Below are 21,181 nucleotides of genomic sequence, written 5' to 3' on the forward strand. Positions count from 1 at the left end.
AAGCCTAAGCGGAGCCGGTCAGCGCGGGTCGAAGCGGGCCACCAGGTCGTCCTTGCCGAACATCCGGGCGGTCTCCAGTGCGGACGGCGCACCGGCCAGCGGGTCGGCTGCGCCGGCCAGCAGGGCGTCGATCACCGCGGCCTCGCCCTTGAAGACGGCGCCGGCCAGCGGGGTCTGGCCGCGGTCGTTGGCGCGGTTCGGGTCGGCGCCGCGCTCGAGCAGCACCCGGACGGTGTCGGCGTGGCCGTGGTAGGCGGCCAGCATCACCAGGGTGTCGCCCCGGTCGTTGCCGAGGTCGGCCGGGGCGCCCGCGTCGAGGTAGGCGGCCAGCAGCGCGCTGTCGCCGGTACGGGCCGCGTCGAACAGCTTCCCGGCCAGCGCGATCACCTCGGCGTCGGGCGCGTCGGGCGGCTGGGGTGCGGAGTCGGCCATGAGGGACCTTTCGTGGAGGACCTGCGGATGGGCGCGTGGGGCTGCACCAGGCACCGTAGCGGACGAGCCGGGGGCCGAGCGGTCACGCATCCGTTCGAGCGAATTTCCGCACGCGGCGGAACCGGGCCGGGCCGGGCGGGGAGGCCTTTTGCACGGTCCGCGGACCCAGGACGTACACAGTCGACCGGCCCGCCCCGGCAAGATCCACCCGTTTGCCACGCACCATCATCTATTACTTTTTGTCACGATTAGGGCACTTTCTGCAACCACCTGTCCCCCCTCTCCGAGGAGCAGACCCGTGATCCTCTCCATCTCCGGCATCGTCCTGTTCGGCACCATCGCCTTCCTCTTCTTCCGACGGGACGGCCTGAAGGTCTCGCACGCCATCGTGTGCGCGCTCCTCGGCTTCTACATCGCCGGCTCCTCGATCGCCCCGAGCATCCAGGCCGGCGGCGCGAGCCTGGCCAGCCTCATCGGCGGCCTGAAGTTCTGAGCCGCAGCTCCTTCAGGGACGGCCCGGGCGCGGATCCCACCGCCCCGGGCCTGCTGCCAACCGCCACCCGCCGTCCCACCGCCCGGGGAGTCCCACCATGCCAGTCACCCGCCACCTCAGCCGGGGTCGCGATCTCGCCCGCACGGCCGGCGACCACGCCGCCGACATGTTCGCCCCGCTCGCCCTGATCGGGCGCGGGCTGCGCCGCCACGCCGACTGGGCCAAGGCCCGCTGGGCGGCCACCCCGAAGGACCGCCGCGGGCCCACCCTCTTCCTCACCGCGGCCGCCCTGCTCGGCATCGCACTGCTGCCGCACGGCGTGCTGCTCGCGGTGGCCGCGCTGATGGCCAGCGCCGCCTGGGTCGGCCGCCAGCCCAAGGCCGCCGGCGCCGCGCCCGCCCCGGACGTCGCCGAGCTCAAGCTCGCCGCACTGTACGCGGCGCTCACCCCCTACCTGGCCGGCCCCGAGGAGCTGGGCTCGCTCTACCGGCCCGAGGGCGAGCCCAAGGACGCCTTCCACGCCTGGGAGTTCGACACCGAGGGCCGGCTGACCTCGCTGGAGCTGTCCTACCCGGTGTACTTCACCGACACCGAGCCGGCCGCCCGGGCCCGGATCGAGCAGGTGCTGCAGGGCAAGGCCGGGCGGGCCCGCGAGTACCGGTTCGACTGGGACGAGGAGTCCAACCGGCTCAAGGTCACCGCCCTCGCCCCGCTGGCCACCGACATCGCGGCGCAGCGCTTCGTCACCTCCCCCGGCGAGATCGTGCTCGGCTTCACCGACAGCGACAGCAGCCACCTCGCCATCCCGGTGGTCCAGGGCGGCGCCGCGGCCCAGCAGCCGCCGGTGGTCTGGCGCACCGGCCCGCGCTCCGCCGAACCGCACCTGCTGGTGCTCGGCGCGGCCGGCACCGGCACCTCCTCGCTGCTGCGGTCGATCGCCCTGCAGGCACTCCCGCACGGCGACCTGGTGGTGATCGACGGCGCCGGCACCGGCGAGCACGCCTGCCTGGTCAACCGGCCGGGCGTGCACACGGTGGAGACCAGCCTGCACGGCGCGCAGGCCGCGCTGGAGTGGGTGGCGAAGGAGACCGAGCGCCGGCTGACCGTGCTGAACGCCTCCCGGCACCACGGCATCGCCGCGCCGGAGGACGTCACCCGGCCGCTGTGGCTGATGCTGGACCACCCCACCGAGCTGTCCGAGCTGGCCCAGGCCGAGGGCCGGACCGACCCCCAGGACCTGCTGGAGATCCCGCTGCGGCACGGCCGGGCGGCCCGGATCACGGTGGTCTTCGCCGATGACGTCGAGGCGCGGGACCGGGTCTCGACGACCGTCCGCTCGACCTGCCGGGCCCGGGTGGTGCTCGGCCCGACCACCCCCGACGCGGCCGCGGCCGCGCTGGGCGGACCGCTGGACATCGCGCCGGCCGCACAGACCCCGCCCGGCCGCGGCTACGCCCGGATCGGCGCCGGCGCACCGGTCCGGCTCCAGGTGCCGACCACCGTGGACCCGCTGGACGAGGAGGCCGCCCCGCAGCTGCGGGACGCGGTGATCGCCCTGCTGCCGCACCGCGACACCCGGACGGAGGCGCCGGCCCCGGCGCAGCCCGTACCGGACCTCGTGGCGGACCTCGTGGCGGAGCCTCCCGGGGCGGACCGGTCGATGGCCGGTGAGTCGGCCGTGCAGCCGGTGGTGGTGCCGGTGACGCCGGTGGCCGCGGCCGAGCCGGTGGCGACCGCCGCAGCGGTCGAGCTGACCAAGGAACCGCAGCCGCTCCAGCCCGGTCCGGCCTGGTGAACCGGCCCGTGGAAGGGCCGGTTCGACCGGGTCGGAGCGTCATGACCAAGCGAGCATCAAGCGCATGACGGTAGGCTGTCCGCGCATCGACCATGCGGTCGCAATGTGTACAAGATGTGACACACAGGGTGATATCACCGCTCAGATGTGACAAATCGGGCGGCGATGGGTACAAACAGGGGCGGCACGACAGGCGACGCCCGTCCCGGGACGGGAATCTTCGTCGGCGGCCGAGCGTTGGACCGAACGACGAAGACAGCGACCACTAGTCCTGTGGGCCAGAAGCCCGGGAGGCACGATTCATGAGCGAGCGAGCTCTCCGCGGCACGCGACTCGGGGCGACCAGCTACGAGACCGACCGCGGCATCGATCTGGCTCCCCGCCAGACCGTCGAGTATGCATGTCAGAACGGACACCGGTTCGAGGTTCCCTTCTCCGTCGAGGCGGAGATCCCCTCGATCTGGGAGTGCCGGTTCTGCGGCCAGGAAGCCATGCTTCTCGACGGTGATGAGCCGGAGGAGAAGAAGACCAAGCCGACGCGCACCCATTGGGACATGCTGATGGAGCGTCGGACCAGGGAGGAGCTGGAGGAGGTGCTGGCCGAGCGGCTGGCCGTCCTGCGGTCCGGCGGGATGAACCTCGCGATCCACCCGCGAGACACCCGCAAGAGTGCATAACCGGTTCTCCGCCACGGCGGAAGGGCCATGAGGAAGGGCCCCGGGCTACCAGCCCGGGGCCCTTCCTCATGATGTCTGCGGCTGCCCCCGGCCGGTCGGCGCGCAGAGGCCCCCGGCCGGACGGCGCCCAGCGGGAGGCCACGGTGCTGCCTCAAGGCCGGTCGTCCCGGCGCGTCAGTGTGCCAGCGGCGGGCGGTAGGCGGTGTCCGGGCCGTCGGCGCCGGGCTGCGGGTGGTCGACCACCTCGCCCTGGATCACCTTGCCGTCGGGCCGGTGGATGCGCAGCTGCTCCTGCAGCCGCAGCGCGTCCGCGAACGGGGCGGCGCCCGCCGGAGCGGTGGAGTTCAGCACCCGGCCGGCCGTGCGGCGGCCGAGCGCCCGCCAGAGCGCCCTGGTCGGCGGGAACAGCAGGCTCAGCCCGAACAGGTCGGACAGGAAGCCGGGCAGGATCAGCAGCACGCCGGCCAGCACGGTCAGGCTGGTGCCGGTCTGCGCCTGCGCGGGGCGCGGGTCGCGGCTCTGCTCGACGGCCGCCGAGAAGGCCTTGCGGCCGGCCCGCTTGATCAGCGAGCCGCCGAGGAAGACCCCGGCGACCAGCAGCACCAGCACGGCGAACCAGCCCACCAGGCCGGCCACCACGGTCAGCAGCCAGATCTCCAGCAGCAGCCAGGCGACGACGGCGAGCGGCAGCAGGCGCCGCACTCGGCCCCGGCGGGCCGGGCGGACCTGGTCGGTTGTCTGGGCCACGGTACGAATCCACTCCATCGGGGTGCTCTGCTGTGCACCGCCGGCGGACTCCGGCCGCGGCTACGGCACCTGTGTGGTCAACGGCTCGGACGCGGGGGATGTTCCGGACCCGCCGCCCGAGCGCCGCCGCCGCAGCCCGCCGGCGGCCGCGAAGCCGCAGGCCAGCAGGCCGGCGACGGCCAGCGTCCACTCGGGCGCGGCACCGAGCCGGTCGGCCACCGTCGTCCCGTCGCGCAGCGGCACCACCGCGTTGAGCACGGCCGGGGTGAGCTCCTCGGTGCGCGAGACCACCGAACCGTCCGGGGCGATCACCGCGCTGATCCCGCTGGTGGCGGCGATCAGCACCGCGCGGCCGTGCTCGACCGCGCGCAGCCTGGACATCGCGAGCTGCTGCTCGGGCTGCCCGCTGCGGGCGTAGGTGGCGTTGTTGGTCTGCACCACCAGCACCCGGCCGCCGTCGTTCACGGTGTCGCGGACGATCTCGTCGTAGGCCACCTCGAAGCAGATCACGTCGCCGATCCGGGCCGGGCCGAGCTGCATCACGCCGTTGTGGGTGCCGGGGTAGAAGTCCCGGGCGACCCGCTGGAGCCGGGCGATCACCTTGGACAGCTCGGCCCGGAAGGGCACGTACTCGCCGAACGGGACCGGGTGCTGCTTGGTGTACGAGGCACCGGGCCCGAGCGCCGGGTCCCAGACGATCCCGTTGTTCTGCACGTGCTGCGCGTCCGGGCCGTCCACCAGCGCGCCGACCAGGGTGGGCACGCCCACGCTGCGGACGGCCTCGTCGATCCGGGCGTAGGCGGCCGGGTCGGTGTACGGGTCCAGGTCGGAGGAGTTCTCCGGCCAGATCACCACGTCGGGGCGCGGGACCTTGCCGGCCGCGATGTCGGCGGCGAGCTTCTCGGTCTCGGCGGCGTGGTTGTTGAGCACCATCATCGGGCGGCCGAGGAAGTCCATGCCCGGCTGGGCGACGTTGCCCTGCACCAGGGCCACCTTGACGGTGTCGTCGGCGGCGGTCGGCACCGGGACCAGGTAGCCGGCGAGCAGGGCCACCAGCGCGGCGCCGGCGCCCATCGCCGCGACCGGGAACGAGCGGTGCGGGCCGCGGCGCAGCCGCAGCGCCGCCCAGGCCAGCAGGGCGCCGCAGAGCGCCACCACGAAGGTCACCAGCGGGGCCCCGCCGAGCGCGGCCACCGGGGTGAACGGGCTGGCGGTGTTGGCGAAGGCCAGCCGGCCCCAGGGGAAGCCGCCGAGCGGCAGCCGGTCGCGGGCCCACTCCTGGGTCACCCACAGGCAGGCCGCCCAGAGCGGCCACAGCGGCAGCCGGGAGGTGAGCGCGAGCGCGCCGCCCAGCAGGGCGACGAAGAGCGCCTCGACGACCGAGAGGCCGACGGTGGCGTCCCAGCCGATCACCCGCAGCCAGGAGAGCAGGGTCAGGAAGAACGGCAGCCCGAGCGCGAACCCGGTCCAGGCGCCCTGACGGAACGTCCGGCCGCGGGTGAGCAGCGAGAGGGCCGCCACCGCGAGGATCGACAGCGGCCACAGGTCGTACGGCGGGAAGGAGGCGGCCAGCAGCAGGCCGGCGAGCACCGCCAGGCCGGTCCGGGGCAGGCCGGCGCGGATCCGGGCGAGGCGCCCCGGGCGCTCGGGGCGCCTCGGGCCTTCGTCCGCCGTCTCGTCCACCGGCTGCTCCTGCTGCACGGGCAGTGCCACCTGCGCACCACCTCTCTGGTCGGTCCGTCCGCTCGATCCGGCCGCCCACGATCGAGAGCCGTCCGACGAAGGTACCTCGCATCAGTATCCGCCCGGCTCACGGGGTGTCCCAGGTCACGCGCGGCGCCCGCGCCCCGGCTCAGGCCAGGTGCACCGTGCGGCCGCGCACCACCGTGCGCAGGCAGACCGGCAGCGGCCGGCCGGGGGTGAGGTCGGGCAGGCCGGGGGTGCCGGAGCGGGGGTCGGTGGACCAGCCGGCCACCCGGTCGTCGGGGGCCTGGACGACGAGTTCGGCGGCGTCCCAGACCGCGAAGCTGGCGACCGCGCCGGGCACCAGCACGCCGTCCTGGTCGCGGCCGAGCGCCCGCCAGCCGCCGCGGGTGTGCGCGGTGAAGGCGGCCCGGACCGAGATCCGGTGCCCGGGGGTGCGGTGGAAGGCGGCGGCCCGGACGGTGCCCCAGGGGTCGAGCGCGGTGACCGGCGCGTCCGAGCCGAAGGCCAGCGGCACGCCGGCCCGCAGCAGCGCGGCGAACGGGTTGAGGCCGGCCGCCCGCTCGGCGCCCAGGCGCTGGGCGTACATGCCGTCCGGGCCGCCCCAGGCGGCGTCGAAGGCGGGCTGGACGGAGGCGGTGAGGCCGAGCTCGACGAAGGCGGCGACGGCCTTGTCGTCCAGCGACTCGGCGTGCTCGACGCGGTGCCGGGCGGCCTTCACCCGGGCCGTGCCGACCCGGTCGGCGGCGGCCCGGACGCCCTCCAGCACGGCGGCGACGGCGGCGTCCCCGATGGCGTGGAAGCCGGCCTGCAGGCCGGCCTCGGTGCAGGCGGCGACGTGGTCGGCGATCTGCTCGGCCGTCAGGTAGGCGGCGCCGGTGTGCGCCGCGTCGGCGTAGGGGGTGTGCAGGCAGGCGGTGTGCGACCCGAGGGCGCCGTCCACGAACAGGTCGCCGCCGGCGCCGACCGCGCCCAGCCGGCGGGCGGTCTCGATGCCGCCCAGCTCGCCCCAGTAGCCGAAGACCTCGGGGCCCTCGGTCGTGGCGGCCAGCTCCAGCAGGGCGGTCAGGTCCTGCTCGGAGGAGATCTGCGGGCCGGCGCACTCGTGCAGGGCGCCGATGCCCAGCTCGGCGGCCCGGGCCAGGGTGGCCCGCTGCGCGGTGCGGCGCTGCTCGGCCGACAGGTGGGCGAGCGCGGCGGCCCGCACGGCGTGGTGGGCGTCGCGGCTGAGCGGCGCCTCGGGGTGGTACCCGGGGAGCTGCCCCAGGCCCTCGGTGAGCCCGCGCAGGGCGCTGGTGGCCAGCGCCGAGTGCACGTCGGTGCGCGACAGGTAGAGCGCGGCGCCGCCGGCGGCGCCGTCCAGCTCGGCGAGCGTCGGCGGCCGGCCCTCGGGCCAGCCGGTCTCGTCCCAGCCGTGGCCGATCAGCACGCCGGCGGGCGAGCCGGCGGCGAAGGCGGCGATCCGCGCCAGCGCCTCGGCCAGGCTCCCGCAGCCGGTCAGGTCCAGTCCGGTGAGCGCGAGGCCGGCCGAGGTGGCGTGCACGTGGGCGTCGACGAAGGCCGGGGTGACCAGCGCACCCGCCAGCTCCACCACCTCGTCGGCGGTGCCCGCGTACGCCTCGGCGGCGCCGTCGCTGCCCACCCAGGCGATCTGCTCGCCCTCCACCAGCATCGCGGTGGCGAACGGGTCGGCGGGGCTGTAGACGTTGCCGCCGCGGAGCAGGACGGTGCGGTTGGTGCGTTCGGTCATGGCCCAAGTCTGCACCCGACCGATCCGGCTCAGAGCTTCGGGGGGCGGGCCTCGTACGGGGTGGACAGGACCACCGTGGTGCGGGTGGAGACGCCGGCCGCCGACCTGATCCTGGCCAGCAGGTCCTCCAGGTCGCCCGGGCCGGGCACCCTGACCTTGAGGATGTAGTTCTCGTCGCCCGCCACGCTGTGGCAGGCCTCGATCTCGGGCAGCCCGATCAGGCGGTCCGGGGTGTCGTCCGGGGCGCTGGGGTCGAACGGTTTGACCGAGATGAACGCGGTCAACGCCAGGTCGACGGCCTGGGCGTCGACGATCGCCGTGTAGCCGCGGATCACCCCCCGCTGCTCGAGCCGGCGCACCCGCTGGTGCACCGCCGAGGTGGACAGGCCGGTGGCCTTGCCCAGGTCCGTGTAGCTCATCCGGCCGTCTTCGAGAAGCAGCTGGACGATGCGCTGGTCGAGATCCTCCACAAGGCGCAAACCTAGCGCCCCGGGGCGGCTCCCGCCGAGCCCGCAGCTCACGCGCCCCGCGGACGGCCCGCCGGCGCCCCACCTGCGGCGCGCGGGCGGGCGCCCGTACCGAACCGGCGCGGTGCGGGAGGCACATGCCGGGCGAATGTGGCGAAGGACACACCGCGTGCATCATCGTGCGCCGACCTGCAGGGTTATGACGGCCCGTCGGCGGGAAGTGCTGCTGTTGGCCCGGGCTTCACCCGCGGCCGGCCCGATCCGAGGGGGATCCCGATGCCTGCTACTGACCAGCGCTCGCACAGCGCCGCGGACGAACGCACCGAGGAGGACGGCTACGCCGAGTTCGGCCCCACCCCGGGGGCGGACCCGGGCGACGCGGAGACCTGGGAGATCGTCCGGGTGCACTGCCCGTCCTGCGACCGTCCGATCGCCCTGGTGGGCGACGAGGAGCGGCTGCCGCTGCACGCCGTGCTGCCGACCGCCTGGCACCCGTTCTCGCCCGCGGTCTGCGCCGGCTCCGGCGCCCCGGCCGACGACCTGGCGGAGTGCGACACCCCCGAGCACGGCGGGCCCGACCTGGCCGCGCTGCTCGCCCTGCCCGCCGAGCTGGACTGGCGCACCCAGCCGTTCTCGCACGCCGGCCCCCGGCGCACCGCCGAGCACACCCCGCCGGTCCCCGCGCAGCGGACCTCGGGGCGGCGCTGACCCGGTCGAAGGGCCCGCGCCGCCCCGCGGCGGCGCGTCAGCGACCGGTCAGGTGCCGGCCGATCACCAGGCGCTGGACCTGGTTGGTGCCCTCGACGATCTGCAGCACCTTGGCCTCGCGCATGTAGCGCTCGGCCGGGTAGTCCTGGGTGTAGCCGTAGCCGCCGAGCACCTGCACGGCGTCGGTGGTGACCCGCATGGCGGCGTCGGTGCAGAACAGCTTCGCCATCGCCGCCTCCTTCGAGAAGGCCCGGCCGGCGTCCTTGAGGCGGGCGGCCGACAGGTACAGCGCCCGACCGGCCTCGATCTGGGTCGCCATGTCGGCGAGCATGAAGGACAGCCCCTGGAAGTCCGCGATCGGCCGGCCGAACTGCTGCCGGGTGCCCGCGTAGTCCACCGCCAGGTCCAGCGCCGCCTGGGCGACGCCGATCGCGCAGGCGGCGATGCCCAGCCGGCCCGAGTCGAGGGCGGCCAGCGCGATCTGGAAGCCCTGCCCCAGCTCGCCGATCAGCCGCTCGCGGGCCACCCGGACGCCGTCGAAGTGCAGCTGCGCGGTCGGCGAGGAGCGCATGCCCATCTTGTGCTCCGGCGGGGCCGCCGACAGGCCGGCCGCGCCGCCCGGCACCAGCAGGCAGCTGATCCCGCGGGCGCCGTCCTCACCGGTGCGCACCATCGAGCTGTAGAAGTCGGCGTGCCCGCCGTGGGTGATCCACGCCTTGGTGCCGCTGACCACGTACTCCTCGCCGTCGAGCACCGCCCGGGTGCGCAGCGAGGCCGCGTCGGAGCCGGACTGCGGCTCGGAGAGGCAGTAGGCGCCGAGCTGCTCGCCGCTCAGCATCCCCGGCAGCCAGCGGTCGCGCTGCTCGTCGGTGCCGAACACGGCCAGCGCGTGGCAGGAGAGCGTGTGCACGCTGACGCCGAGGCCGACCGCCAGCCAGCCCGCCGCCAGCTCCTCCAGCACCTGGAGGTAGACCTCGTACGGCTGGTCGCCGCCGCCGTACTGCTCGCCGTACGGGAGGGAGAGCAGGCCGGCCCGGCCGAGGGTGCGGAACACCTCGCGCGGGAAGCGGTCGCCGGCCTCGTCGGCGGCGGCGTGCGGGGCGACCTCGTTGTGCACCAGCTCCCGGGTCAGCCCGAGCAGCTCGCGGGCCTCCTCGCTGGGCAGCTGACGGTCCACGGGCTTGGCGGATACGGCGCTCATGGCTGCGTCTCCTCGATCGGGCGGGCCCAGGTGTGGCGGGCCCGGTACGGGGCTGACGGGTCGGGTGGACCGTCACCGACCGATGTGAACGGTCGTTCACACAGGCGCGGCGAAGCGAGTATGCCCGATATCGGCCTGACCAGTCACTGTTACGGCTCGGTCACCGCCCGGACGGGGACCTAGAGTGAGCTGGTGACCGACCTTCCGCGCACCCCGGACGAGCAGGACGCCGCCGGGCCGGCGGACCTGGCGGCCGTGCTTCGGGCACGGGCGCCCTCGCTCGGGCCGGTGCGGCTGGTCGCCGTGGACGGGCACGCGGGCTCCGGCAAGACCACCTTCGCGGGCCGCCTGGCGGGCGCCCTCGGCGGCGCCCCCGTGGTGCACCTGGACGACCTGGCCACCCACGAGGAGCCGTTCGGCTGGGTCGGACGGCTGCGCCGACAGGTGCTGGAGCCGCTGGCGGCCGGCCGGACGGCCGAGTACCGGGTCTACGACTGGACGCTGCGCCGGTTCGCGACCGTCCGCCGGGTGGAGCCGGCGCCGGTGGTGCTGCTGGAGGGCGTCGGCGCGGGCCGCGTCGAGGTGCGCCCGGTGCTGAGCCGGCTGATCTGGATGGACCTGGACGCGGCCGCCGCCCGGGCCCGCGGCGAGCTGCGGGACGGCCCGGAACTGGCCGGCTTCTGGGCCGGCTGGGCCCGCGCAGAGGAGGCGCACTTCGCCGCCGATCCGAGCCGGCCGTACGCCGATCTGCTGGTCGACGGGGTCACCGGACGGATCGTCCGCGGCACCCTCGGTGACCCCGCGCAGCGGCCTTGACCTGGGGTGTCGCCAGGACTTAGGTTCACTTCACGCGGGAGATAGTTGAGCCCGCAACATCAGACTCGGCACCTCCGGCTTGTTCCCCCGTGAGCCGGAGGTGCCGTTCGCCGTCCCAGCACGCCCCGCCCGCGCAACGCCGCGGGCCCGCCGCCGCCCGGCCACTCCCCCGCCGACGCCGGGCCACTCCCCCGCCGCTGCCGCCCGCTCCGCCGGTGGCACCGGCCAACGGCCCGGCCACCGCGCGGATTTGAAGCGGTGCCGCACCCTTCCGGATCAGCGCTGCGCCGGTACGATTCCAGTCAGGCGCGCAGGCGCCCAGGGGGTTGCGGACGGACGGGTGGTGCCTGCCGCTCGTCGACCGACTTGGCCTCGATGCACTCGGCGGGGGGCGTGAGTGGCGGTGGAGACGTCCGACATCGGTTCCGGCGGTACCGAACCCGGCCGGCAGGCCGACCGCGCCTGGCTGCGCGCCACGGACGCCTACGCGGCCGGCTCCTACGCCCGCGCCGAGGAGGAGTTCCGCACCGCCGTCGAACTCGACCCGGCGATGGCGGACGCCTGGCTCGGGCTGCACGCGCTGCGCAGCGACACCTCCGGGGCGCTGCTCGCGATGTACCGGCACCAGGACCGCTTCGGCGAGCAGCGCCGGCTCCACCGCCGTCCGCTCAGCTCCTGGTACTGGCTGGGCTGGTGGGTGCAGCCGGTCCTGGAGGACACCCGCGACCTGCTGCTGGCGCACGCCTCGCACTGGCTGGACGGCCGGCACCTGACCGAGCTGGACCGGGCCCTGGCCGAGTGCCCGCCGCCCGAGCTGGACGCCTCGGTACGGTTCCTGCACGCCTGCCGGTCCTACCTGGTGAAGGACTGGGAGCAGCTGATCCGGGACACCGACCGGCTGCTGGACGATCCGGTGCTCGGCATCGAGGCCGGGCTGTTCGGCGGCATGGCCCGGGTCCGGCTCGACATGTGCGCGCAGGCGCAGGCACCGCTCGCCACCTCGCTGGCCCGCTGCCGCTCCGAGCAGCCGCAGCGCAAGGAGCTGCGGTACTGGCTGGCGCGGGCCTACGAGGGCGCCGGGCGCAGCGCCGCGGCGCTGCCGCTGTACCGGGCGGTGCACCGGGCCGATCCGGCGTTCATGGACACCTCGGCGCGGCTGGCGGCGATCGCCTCGGACGGGGTGCTGGACGCGCTGCTGGTCACCGAGGCGGACCGGGCGGTGCTCGAACCGGCGCTGCCCGACGCCGAGTTCGCCCCGGGGCCGGCGGCCGGCGGGCCGGACCTCCGCGCGGACCTCGGCGCGGGCCCCGGCCCGGATCGCGGTCCGGACCCCGCCCCCGGGCCGGCGGACGGGGTCACGACCGGGCCGGGCGGCGAGGTCGGTCCGGAGCCGGCCGGCGGACCGCTGATCGAGCGGTCCGGCGCACCCCTCGGCGGCGGCAGCGGCGCCGGCGGGGAGCAGTGCGCCGGCGGGCAGCCGGTCGACCGGCCGTCGCGCACGGCCGCCGAGCCGCAGGCCGCACCGGCGGGCCTGGCCTACCCCCCGGCCGCGAGCCTGCTGCCGAGCGACCAGGGCCAGTTGGACGAGGCGCTCGCGGCGCTGGAGCGGATGGTGGGGCTGGAGCCGGTCAAGCGCCAGGTCCGGGCACTGTCGGCGCAGTTGCGGATGGCCCGGCTGAGAGCCGACCAGGGCCTGCCGGTCCAGCCGCCGAAACGTCACTTCGTCTTCTCCGGCCCCTCCGGCACCGGCAAGACCACGGTGGCCAGGATCCTCGGCCGGGTCTTCCACGCGCTCGGGCTGCTCTCCGGCGACCATCTGGTGGAGGCCCAACGGGCCGACCTGGTCGGCGAGTTCCTGGGCCAGACGGCGGTGAAGGCGAACGAGCTGATCGACTCCGCACTGGACGGGGTGCTCTTCATCGACGAGGCCTACAGCCTCTCCAACTCCGGGTACACCAAGGGCGACGCGTACGGCGACGAGGCGCTCCAGGTGCTGCTCAAGCGGGCCGAGGACAACCGGGACCGGCTGGTGGTGATCCTGGCCGGCTACCCGGCCGGGATGAACCGGCTGCTGGCCGCCAACCCCGGGCTCAACTCCCGCTTCACCAGCCGGGTGGACTTCCCCAGCTACCGGCCGGCCGAGCTGACCGAGATCGGCCGCACGCTGGCCGCCGCCGACGGCGACAGCTGGGACCAGGACGCGGCCGAGGAGCTCGCCTCGATCTGCGGCCACGTGGTCGGCGAGGGCTGGATCGACGAGCTGGGCAACGGGCGGTTCGTGCGGACGCTGTACGAGAAGTCCTGCGCCTACCGCGACCTGCGGCTCTCCGCGCAGGGCGAGCCGCCGAGCCGGGAGGACCTGGCGGCGCTGCGGCTGCCGGACCTGCTGCAGGCGTACGGGGAGCTGATCGACGGGCGGGGCGAGTAGCGCCGGGCCCGCCGTGGCAGGCGTTGCCTCCCCCCGGGGTTCGAACCCCGGGGGGAGGCAACGTTCAGGAGCGGGGTGCCGCCGGGCGGCGGTGGTCCGGGTCGTGGACCTCGCCGACCAGCTCCTCCAGGACGTCCTCCAGGGCGACCAGGCCGAGCTGGCGGCCGTCGGCGTCGACCACCACGGCCAGGTGGGTGGCGGCCCGCCGCATCGCGCCCAGGGCGTCGTCCAGCGGGAGCCCGCCGCGCAGCACGGTGACCGGGCGCCAGAGCCGGGCCGGCACCGGGAGGTCCGGGTCCTCGACCTCCAGGACGTCCTTGACGTGCAGGTAGCCGCGGACCGTCCCGTCCGGGTCCACCAGCGGGAAGCGGGAGAAGCCGGTGCGGACGGCGAGCCGCTCGATCTCCCGGGCGGTGACCCCGGTGGCGACCGTGACCAGCTGGTCGGGCGCGAGCAGGACCTCGGTGATCGGCCGGTGGCCGAGCTCCAGGGCGTCCTCCAGCCGCTCCTGACGGCTGCGGTCGAGCAGACCCGCCTCCTGGGAGTCGGTGAGCAGCAGGAGCAGCTGCTCGGTGGTGTACACCGAGGCCACCTCATCACGGCCCTGCACCTTGAACAGCCGCAGCACCCCGTTGGCGAAGGCGTTCAGGAAGCGGATCACCGGGCCCAGCAGCCGGGCCAGCCGGTCCAGCGGCGGGCCCAGCCAGAGCGCGGCCTTCTCCGGGCCGGCCAGGGCGATGTTCTTGGGCACCATCTCGCCCAGCACCATGTGCAGGAAGACCACCAGCGCCAGCGCCAGCGCGTAGCTGAGCGGGTGCATCAGCGACTCCGGCACGCCGATCGCGTGGAACGGGCCCTCGACCAGGTCGGCGATGGTCGGCTCGGCGAGCGCGCCGAGCAGCAGCGAGCAGACCGTGATGCCCAGTTGGGCGGCGGCGAGCATGGCGGAGACGTTGGACAGCGCGTGCAGCACCGTCCGGGCGCGCCGGTCGCCGGCCTCGGCGAGCGGCTCGATCTGGCTGCGCCGGACCGAGATGACGGCGAACTCGGCGCCGACGAAGAAGGCGTTGCCGAGCAGCAGCAGGAGCGAGGCGGCCAGCAGGAGCACGGTCATCGGGTCTGGTCCTCGTCGTACCGGTCGTCTCGGGTGCGCCGGATCTCCACCCGGCTGGTGCGGTGGCGTTCGACCGCGAGCACGGTCAGCCGCCAGCCCGGCAGGGTGGCCTGCTCACCGACCTCGGGAAGCTTGCCGAGCAGATCGGCGAGCAGGCCGCCGAGGGTCTCGTACGGGCCCTCGGGGGCGTGCAGGCCGATGCTCTCCAGCTGGTCGGTCCGGGCCCGGCCGTCGGCCTCCCAGACCGGCAGGCCGCCGACGGCGGGCAGCGGGCGCAGCTCGGGGACGTCGGCCGGGTCGTGCTCGTCCTGCACCTCGCCGACCACCTCCTCGACGATGTCCTCGATGGTGACGACGCCGGCGGTGCCGCCGTACTCGTCGACCACGATGGCCATCGGCTGCTGGCGGCGCAGCAGGTCGAGCAGCCGCTCGGCGGGGAGCGTCTCGGGCACCAGCAGCGGCGGGACGCCGATGCCGGCGACCCGGGTGGCGGCGCGGTGCTCGGCCGGGACGGCGAGCGCGTCCTTGAGCGTGACGGTGCTGATCACCTCGTCCAGGCTGTCGCCGTAGACCGGGAAGCGGGACAGGCCGGTGGCGCGGGTCAGGTTGACCACGTCGGCGGCGGTGGCGTCGCGCTGGAGTGCGGAGACGGCGACCCGGGGGGTCATCACGCTCTCCGCGGTCAGCTGGCCGAGGCCGAGGGTCTTGACGAACAGGGTCGCCGACTCCTCGTCTATCGCCCCGGCCCGGGCCGAGTGCCGGGCGAGCGCGACCAGTTCGGCCGGGGTGCGGGCGTGGCCCAGCTCCTCCTGGGGCTCCAGGCCGATCGCCCGGACCACCTTGTCGGCCGCGCCGTTGAGCACGGTGATCAGGGGGCGGCAGACGGTCGAGAAGACCCGCTGGGGGCCGACCACGGCGTACGCGACCTGGATCGGGCGGGCGATCGCCCAGTTCTTCGGGACCAGCTCGCCGATCACCATCTGGACCACGGTGGCGAGCACCAGGCCGGAGATCAGCGCGACCCCGCGGGCGGCGGAGTCGGGGATGCCGACGGCGGTCAGCACCGGGGTGAGCAGTTCGGAGAGCGCGGGCTCGGCGAGCATGCCGACCACCAGGGAGGTGACGGTGATGCCGAGCTGGGCGCCGGAGAGCTCGAAGGAGAGCCGGCGCAGGGCCTTGAGCAGGCCGGCCGCGCGGCGGTCGCCGTCGGCCGCGGCCCGCTCGACCTCACTGCGTTCCACGGTGACGAAGGCGAACTCGGCGGCGACGAACAGGCCGTTGGCGAGGATGAGCAGCACGGCGGCGCCGAGCATGAGCCAGGCGGAGGTCACTGGGCCGCCGCCTTCCTGCCGTGGGTCGGGAGAGAGGCGGCGCTGGGACTACCGGACGGATCGTCCATCGAGGGGAGGTGTCACTCCTCTGGTCGGGATGGGCTCGTGGCGCCGGTGGCTTTGCCCCGGCTTTACCAGCGTAGACGATACCCGAACGAGTGTAGGGATCTTGTTACGGCCGCCCGGGACGGCACGCCGAACGGTCAGCCGGCGTGCCGCTGCTCCACCAGGTCGCGCAGCGTGCGGGCGGCCGCGATGGCGCGCTCGCGGCCGCCGCCGGCCTGGATGCCGACCGCGGCCAGCGCGGTTCCGTCGGCCAGATCCAGCGTCACCCAGGGGTCGCCGGCCCGGAAGTTGACCCGGACGATCTCGGCCCAGGCCAGCCGGCGGCTGCGGACGAAGTTGACCACCGTGACGCCGTCGGCGTCGGCGCTCACCCGGGGCCGGGCCAGCATCAGGGCGACACCGGCGAACAGCAGGCCGCTCACCACCATGGCCACCCGGTCGTTGAGGTGCCAGTTGGCCGGCAGGGCGAAGGCCATCACGGTGAAGACGGTGACCAGGACCGCGCACATCGGCAGCAGCACGGCCCGGGTGCGGCGGGGGGCCCAGGTGACGGGGAGGGGGGCGGCGGCGGTGGACACGTGGTGCTCCAGAGGGGCGGGCGGGGGCCGTCGGGGCCCCCGCCCGGGTGGTCGGGTGCGGTCAGAGACGGCAGGCGTGGATGTTGGTCACCAGGATGGCCCGGGCGCCGATGCCCCACAGGTCGTCCATGATCTGCTGGGCCTCCTTGCGGAGCACCATCGACCGGACGGCGACCCAGCCCTCGGTGTGCAGCGGGGAGACGGTCGGCGACTCCAGGCCGGGGGTGAGCGCGACCGCCTTGCCGACGTTCTCGGCCCGGATGTCGTAGTCCATCAGCACGTAGCGGCGGGCCACCAGCACGCCCTGCAGCCGGCGCATGAACTGCTCGACCCGGGCGTCCTCGCCGGCGCCCTTGGGCCGGATGACTACCGCGTCGGAGATCAGGATCGGCTCGCCGAACACCTCCAGGCCCGCATTGCGCAGGCTGGTGCCGGTCTCCACCACGTCGGCGATCACGTCGGCGACGCCGAGCTGCACCGCGGTCTCGACCGCGCCGTCCAGCTTGGTGACGGTCGCCTTCACGCCCTGCTCGGCCAGGTGCTGCTCGACCAGGCCGGTGTAGGAGGTGGCGATCCGCAGCCCCTCCAGGTCGTGCACCGAGCCGACCTCCAGGCCGACCGGCTTGGCGAACCGGAAGGTGGAGCCGCTGAAGCCGAGCGCCAGCACCTCCTCGGCGTCCGAGGCGGAGTCCAGCAGCAGGTCGCGGCCGGTGATCCCGACGTCGAGCCGGCCGGAGCCGACGTACACCGCGATGTCGCGCGGCCGCAGGAAGAAGAACTCCACCTGGTTGCCCGGGTCGACCAGCACCAGTTCCTTGGGGTCCTTGCGCTGGCGGTAGCCGGCCTCATGGAGCATCTCCGCCGCGGGACCCGAGAGCGAACCCTTGTTGGGGACGGCGATGCGCAGCATGAGCGGAGGTTCCTTCGCTGAAAGGGGGTGGAACAGGGCGGGCTGGGGCGGGACTCAGAGGTGCGCGTAGACGTCGTCGAGCGTCAGCCCGCGGGCGACCATCATCACCTGAAGGTGGTAGAGGAGCTGGGAGATCTCCTCGGCGGTGCGCTCGTCGGACTCGTGCTCGGCGGCCATCCAGACCTCGGCGGCCTCCTCGACGACCTTCTTGCCGATCGCATGGACGCCCTGCTGGACGAGCTGCGCGGTGCGGGAGGACGAGGGGTCGCCTGCGGCGGCCTTCTGCTGGAGCTCGGAGAAGAGCTCCTCAAATGTCTTGGAAGCCATGATGAGCTCACCTTACGGCTTGCGGGCTGACCGACGGTAGACAGTTCCGCACAGTGGACAGTACGTTGGACGCCGCCGCCGCGGCCCCCGCCGGCCGGCTCCGCGGCGGCCGGCGGGGAGTCCGTCACCGCCAGGGCTCGGAGACCGAGCGCAGCGCCGCGGCGGTGGCGACGGCGGCGGTGACCGCCTCGTGGCCCTTGTCCTCGGCCGAGCCCGGCAGGCCCGCGCGGTCCAGCGCCTGCTGCTCGGTGTCGCAGGTCAGCACGCCGAAGCCGACCGGGACACCGGTCTCCACGGCGACCTGGGTCAGGCCGAGGGTGGCGGCCTGGCAGACGTACTCGAAGTGCGGGGTGCCGCCGCGGATGACCACGCCGAGGGCGACCACGGCGTCGTAGCCGCGGCCGGCCAGCTGCTTGGCGGCGACCGGCAGTTCGAAGGTGCCGGGGACGCGGACCACGGTGGGCTCGTCGATGCCGAGCTCCTTGAGGGCCCGGTGGGCGCCGTCCAGCAGGCCGTTCATGACCTCGTCGTGCCACTGCGCGGCGATCACCGCGACCCGCAGGTCGGCGCAGTTCTTCAGGTTCAGCTCGGGGGCTCCGTGGCCGCTCACGTCTCTACTTCCTGTTCGTTCCGGGGTGCGGGTGATGCGGGTGGTGCTGGGTGATCCGGGTGGTGCGGGTGGTCGTACGGGCGGTGCTCAGGCCTGCTCGTCGTCGAGCCAGGGCAGCTGGTGGCCCATCCGGTCGCGCTTGGTGCGCAGGTAGCCGAGGTTGTGCTCGCTGGTGCGGACGGCGAGCGGACGGCGGCCCTTGACCTTGAGGCCGTGCTCGGTGAGCGCGGCCAGCTTGTCCGGGTTGTTGGTGAGCAGGGTCAGCGAGCGCACGCCGAGGTCGGCGAGGATCTGCGCGCCGATGCTGTAGTCCCGGCCGTCGGCGGGCAGGCCGAGGTCGAGGTTGGCGTCCACGGTGTCGCGGCCCTGCTCCTGGAGCTCGTAGGCGCGCAGCTTGTGCGCCAGCCCGATGCCGCGGCCCTCGTGGCCGCGCAGGTAGAGGACCACGCCGCGGCCGGACTCGGCGACCTGCTGGAGCGAGGCCTGCAGCTGGGGGCCGCAGTCGCAGCGCAGCGAGCCGAACACGTCACCGGTCAGGCACTCGGAGTGCAGCCGGACCAGGACGTCCTCGCCCTCGGGCAGCCGTCCGTCGGCGTCCAGGCCGCCGGCCACCAGGGCCAGGTGCTCGACCCCGTCGATGGTGCCGCGGTAGCCGACCGCGGTGAACATGCCGTGCTCGGTGGGCAGGGCGGTCACGGCGGCCCGGTCGACGTGCAGTTCGGTGCGGCGGCGGTAGGCGATCAGGTCCTCGATCGAGATGATCGCCAGGCCGTGCTCGCGGGCGAAGACCACCAGCTCGGGCAGCCGGGCCATGGTGCCGTCGTCGTTGACCACCTCGGCGATCGCGCCGGCCGGGGCGAGGCCGGCCAGCCGGGCCAGGTCCACGGCGGCCTCGGTGTGGCCCGGGCGGACCAGCACCCCGCCCTCCACGGCGCGCAGCGGGAAGACGTGGCCGGGGCGGGTGAGGTCGGCGGCGGTGGTGCCCGCCGAGGCCAGCAGCCGCACGGTGCGGGCCCGGTCGGCGGCCGAGATGCCGGTGGAGACGCCGTCCCTGGCGTCCACCGACACGGTGTACGCGGTGCCCTTGCGGTCCTCGTTGACCCGGGTCATCGGCGGCAGTTCGAGCCGGTCCGCCTCCTCGCCGGTCATCGGCACGCAGATCACGCCGGAGCTGTAGCGGATGGTGAAGGCCATCAGTTCGGGGGTGGCGGCGGAGGCCGCGAAGACGATGTCGCCCTCGTTCTCGCGGTCCTCGTCGTCCACCACGATCACCGGGCGGCCCAGCGCGATGTCGGCGATGGCCCGCTCGACCGGGTCGAGCACCGGCTCCTGGTCGATCTGGTCGGTGGTCATGCCGTGACTCCCTCGGGAAGGTCGGCGCCCATTGGGCGCGGGGTGCGGGTGCGCAGCCACCAGGCGCGCAGGCCGAGCAGCACCAGCACGAAGTAGATGCTGTAGGTGAGGCCGGAGAAGGCGTAGCCGCTGTCGAAGGCGAGCGGGACGCCGACCACGTCGACCGCGACCCAGGCGAACCAGAACTCGACCCAGCCGCGGGCCTGGGCGTACATCGCGGCCAGCGTGCCGACGAAGATGTAGGCGTCCGCCCACGGGTTCCAGGACCAGCCGGGATTGGCCAGGTAGAGGCCGGCCAGGGCCACCGTGCCGGCGGCCAGGCCGCCGACGAGCGCGGCCCGTTCGGGCCAGGAGGCGAACCGGACGGCGATCTCGCCGGCCGTGCGCCTCCCCTGCTGCCAGCGGGTCCAGCCCCAGGCCGCGGCGGCGATCACGATCACCTGCTTGCCGATCAGGCCGGGGTTGGGCGAGTCGCCGCCGAGGTACGCGGCGATCAGCACCGCGCCGGAGAGCAGTTGGACCGGCCAGCTCCACACCGACCGGCGCCAGCCGAGCGCGAGGCCGGCGAAGCCGAGCAGGTTGCCGAGCATGTCCGCCCAGATCACCTGCTGGCCGAACGCGGTGAAGGCGGTGCCGCCGAGCCAGTTCACCGCGACTCCCCGGCGATGGTGTCGGGCAGGGTGCGGGTGTCGAGCAGCCGCTCGACGTACTTGGCCAGCACGTCCACCTCGAGGTTGACCGGGTCGCCGACGGCCTTGGCGCCGAGCGTGGTCAGTTCGAGGGTGGCCGGGATGAGCGAGACGGTGAAGGAGTCGAGCGCGGCCTCGACCACGGTCAGGCTGACGCCGTCCACCGTGATCGAGCCCTTCTCCACCAGGTACCGGGTGATGCTGTGCGGCAGCGAGAAGCGCAGCACCTCCCAGCGCGGGGTGCCGTCGGCGTCGAGGTCGCCGGGCTCGCGGGAGAGCAGCGTGCCGGTGGCGTCCACGTGCCCCTGGACCAGGTGGCCGCCGAGCCGGGCGCCGAGCGACATCGCCCGCTCCAGGTTGACCCGCGACCCCGGCCGCAGTGCGCCCAGGCTGGAGCGGTGCAGCGTCTCGGCCATCACGTCGGCGCTGAACTCACCGGTGCCGGCGGCCAGTTGGTCGGGCTTGTCGAGCACGGTCAGGCAGACGCCGTTGACCGCGATGGAGTCGCCGTGGTGCGCGTCGGAACAGACCACCGGCCCACGCAGGCGGATACGCGAGGAATCGCCGATCTCCTCGATGGAGACGACCTCGCCGAGCTCTTCGATGATGCCGGTGAACACCCGGGTTCTCCTCGCGCTTGGGGCGCGGACTCCGGGGCGGCACGTGGGAGATGACGCGGACAGCGGCACGCGGAGCCACCCCCGGCCCGGCTGCGTCGCCGAACGAGAGCTCTCCTGTCGTACCCGAGGTGGGACCGGCGGACGAGCCGCTGGTCACACCGATCCGCCGCGCACGCCTCCCATCCGGACTTTAACCGTCGGTCCAGGAATTTCACCTGGTCAACCGGCCGCTGGCTGCGGACGGGTCGCGGACTGTAACCGCCGGTTCGGATTTTCACCGACCCCGGAGTGCGCTGAACGTCACTACTACTACTCCCGTCATTCTGCCATGATCGGCCGCCGGGCAGCAGACCTTTGTCATGTGG

General features: G+C 74.3%; 21 protein-coding genes and 1 riboswitch. Of the genes, 6 read left to right on the forward strand and 15 right to left on the reverse strand.

The genetic code is table 11. From position 1 onward, the window contains the following. Positions 1 to 18: 18 nt before the first annotated feature. Positions 19 to 432 (reverse strand): ankyrin repeat domain-containing protein, encoded by a 414-nt coding sequence (locus ABT014_RS29305; RefSeq protein ID WP_350642238.1) that lies wholly within the window; start codon positions 430 to 432, stop codon positions 19 to 21. Positions 433 to 730: 298 nt separating this feature from the next. On the opposite strand from ABT014_RS29305, the gene ABT014_RS29310 reads away from it, so the two are divergent. The 3 genes from ABT014_RS29310 (at position 731) to ABT014_RS29320 (ending at position 3,397) form a co-directional block, all read left to right on the forward strand. Then, entirely contained in the window at positions 731 to 925 is a 195-nt protein-coding gene (locus ABT014_RS29310; RefSeq protein ID WP_350642239.1) for a hypothetical protein, read from the forward strand. Between the two features lie 97 nt (positions 926 to 1,022). Continuing rightward, complete coding sequence (locus tag ABT014_RS29315) at positions 1,023 to 2,720, forward strand: FtsK/SpoIIIE domain-containing protein (protein WP_350642240.1); 1,698 nt, start codon at positions 1,023 to 1,025, stop codon at positions 2,718 to 2,720. A gap of 302 nt (positions 2,721 to 3,022) precedes the next feature. Then, positions 3,023 to 3,397, forward strand: a complete 375-nt coding sequence (locus ABT014_RS29320; protein ID WP_350642241.1) for an RNA polymerase-binding protein RbpA — start codon at positions 3,023 to 3,025, stop codon at positions 3,395 to 3,397. A gap of 174 nt (positions 3,398 to 3,571) precedes the next feature. On the opposite strand, the gene fxsA is transcribed toward ABT014_RS29320, so the two are convergent. From fxsA to ABT014_RS29340, 4 genes are all read right to left on the reverse strand, one after another. Further along, positions 3,572 to 4,144 carry an FxsA family membrane protein gene (gene fxsA / locus ABT014_RS29325; protein WP_350642242.1) on the reverse strand — a complete coding sequence of 191 codons (573 nt, stop codon included), beginning with the start codon at positions 4,142 to 4,144 and terminating at the stop codon, positions 3,572 to 3,574. A gap of 60 nt (positions 4,145 to 4,204) precedes the next feature. Further along, the gene (lnt, locus tag ABT014_RS29330) at positions 4,205 to 5,857 is read right to left on the reverse strand and encodes an apolipoprotein N-acyltransferase (protein WP_350642244.1); all 1,653 of its coding nucleotides are present in this window, start codon (positions 5,855 to 5,857) and stop codon (positions 4,205 to 4,207) included. Between the two features lie 139 nt (positions 5,858 to 5,996). Continuing rightward, positions 5,997 to 7,598, reverse strand: a complete 1,602-nt coding sequence (locus ABT014_RS29335; RefSeq protein WP_350642245.1) for an amidohydrolase — start codon at positions 7,596 to 7,598, stop codon at positions 5,997 to 5,999. A 29-nt stretch (positions 7,599 to 7,627) separates the two neighbouring features. After that, entirely contained in the window at positions 7,628 to 8,068 is a 441-nt protein-coding gene (locus tag ABT014_RS29340; RefSeq protein WP_350642247.1) for an Lrp/AsnC family transcriptional regulator, read from the reverse strand. A gap of 273 nt (positions 8,069 to 8,341) precedes the next feature. Between ABT014_RS29340 and ABT014_RS29345 the strand changes: the two genes are divergently transcribed. Beyond that, complete coding sequence (locus tag ABT014_RS29345) at positions 8,342 to 8,773, forward strand: hypothetical protein (RefSeq protein ID WP_350642248.1); 432 nt, start codon at positions 8,342 to 8,344, stop codon at positions 8,771 to 8,773. A 37-nt stretch (positions 8,774 to 8,810) separates the two neighbouring features. Here ABT014_RS29345 and ABT014_RS29350 read toward each other — a convergent pair whose 3' ends face one another. After that, the gene (locus ABT014_RS29350; protein WP_350642249.1) at positions 8,811 to 9,974 is read right to left on the reverse strand and encodes an acyl-CoA dehydrogenase family protein; all 1,164 of its coding nucleotides are present in this window, start codon (positions 9,972 to 9,974) and stop codon (positions 8,811 to 8,813) included. 192 nt (positions 9,975 to 10,166) lie between these two features. Here ABT014_RS29350 and ABT014_RS29355 point away from each other — a divergent pair, with 192 nt between their 5' ends. Continuing rightward, positions 10,167 to 10,790, forward strand: coding sequence for a uridine kinase family protein (locus tag ABT014_RS29355; protein WP_350642250.1), 624 nt, complete (start codon positions 10,167 to 10,169; stop codon positions 10,788 to 10,790). Between the two features lie 403 nt (positions 10,791 to 11,193). Further along, positions 11,194 to 13,218 carry an AAA family ATPase gene (locus ABT014_RS29360; protein WP_350642251.1) on the forward strand — a complete coding sequence of 675 codons (2,025 nt, stop codon included), beginning with the start codon at positions 11,194 to 11,196 and terminating at the stop codon, positions 13,216 to 13,218. A 64-nt stretch (positions 13,219 to 13,282) separates the two neighbouring features. Here ABT014_RS29360 and ABT014_RS29365 read toward each other — a convergent pair whose 3' ends face one another. The 9 genes from ABT014_RS29365 to ABT014_RS29405 all read right to left on the reverse strand — a co-directional run bounded on the left by ABT014_RS29365 (position 13,283) and on the right by ABT014_RS29405 (position 20,816). Beyond that, positions 13,283 to 14,332, reverse strand: coding sequence for a hemolysin family protein (locus ABT014_RS29365; protein ID WP_350642252.1), 1,050 nt, complete (start codon positions 14,330 to 14,332; stop codon positions 13,283 to 13,285). Continuing rightward, positions 14,329 to 15,663 carry a hemolysin family protein gene (locus ABT014_RS29370; RefSeq protein ID WP_350642253.1) on the reverse strand — a complete coding sequence of 445 codons (1,335 nt, stop codon included), beginning with the start codon at positions 15,661 to 15,663 and terminating at the stop codon, positions 14,329 to 14,331. The genes ABT014_RS29365 and ABT014_RS29370 overlap by 4 nt, the downstream gene beginning before the upstream one ends. 203 nt (positions 15,664 to 15,866) lie before the next feature. Next, entirely contained in the window at positions 15,867 to 16,307 is a 441-nt protein-coding gene (locus tag ABT014_RS29375) for a PH domain-containing protein (RefSeq protein ID WP_350642254.1), read from the reverse strand. Between the two features lie 61 nt (positions 16,308 to 16,368). Beyond that, entirely contained in the window at positions 16,369 to 17,217 is an 849-nt protein-coding gene (hisG, locus tag ABT014_RS29380) for an ATP phosphoribosyltransferase (protein ID WP_350642255.1), read from the reverse strand. Positions 17,218 to 17,271: 54 nt separating this feature from the next. After that, on the reverse strand, positions 17,272 to 17,544 hold the full coding sequence (locus tag ABT014_RS29385) for a phosphoribosyl-ATP diphosphatase (protein ID WP_033823377.1): 273 nt from the start codon (positions 17,542 to 17,544) through the stop codon (positions 17,272 to 17,274). A gap of 124 nt (positions 17,545 to 17,668) precedes the next feature. Then, a complete protein-coding gene (ribH, locus tag ABT014_RS29390; protein ID WP_350642256.1) occupies positions 17,669 to 18,154 on the reverse strand; it encodes a 6,7-dimethyl-8-ribityllumazine synthase in 486 nt (161 codons plus the stop codon). An 87-nt stretch (positions 18,155 to 18,241) separates the two neighbouring features. After that, on the reverse strand, positions 18,242 to 19,507 hold the full coding sequence (locus tag ABT014_RS29395; RefSeq protein WP_350642257.1) for a bifunctional 3,4-dihydroxy-2-butanone-4-phosphate synthase/GTP cyclohydrolase II: 1,266 nt from the start codon (positions 19,505 to 19,507) through the stop codon (positions 18,242 to 18,244). Continuing rightward, positions 19,504 to 20,157 carry a nicotinamide mononucleotide transporter family protein gene (locus tag ABT014_RS29400; RefSeq protein WP_502895123.1) on the reverse strand — a complete coding sequence of 218 codons (654 nt, stop codon included), beginning with the start codon at positions 20,155 to 20,157 and terminating at the stop codon, positions 19,504 to 19,506. Before ABT014_RS29400 ends, ABT014_RS29395 begins: the two co-directional genes overlap by 4 nt. Beyond that, entirely contained in the window at positions 20,154 to 20,816 is a 663-nt protein-coding gene (locus ABT014_RS29405) for a riboflavin synthase (RefSeq protein ID WP_350642258.1), read from the reverse strand. Before ABT014_RS29405 ends, ABT014_RS29400 begins: the two co-directional genes overlap by 4 nt. Positions 20,817 to 20,983: 167 nt before the next feature. Next, a riboswitch (FMN riboswitch) is annotated at positions 20,984 to 21,111 on the reverse strand. Between the last annotated feature and the right edge of the window lie 70 nt (positions 21,112 to 21,181).

Origin of the sequence: Kitasatospora sp. NPDC094015 (genome assembly GCF_040304075.1) — a bacterium.
Classification (GTDB): Bacteria; Actinomycetota; Actinomycetes; order Streptomycetales; family Streptomycetaceae; genus Kitasatospora.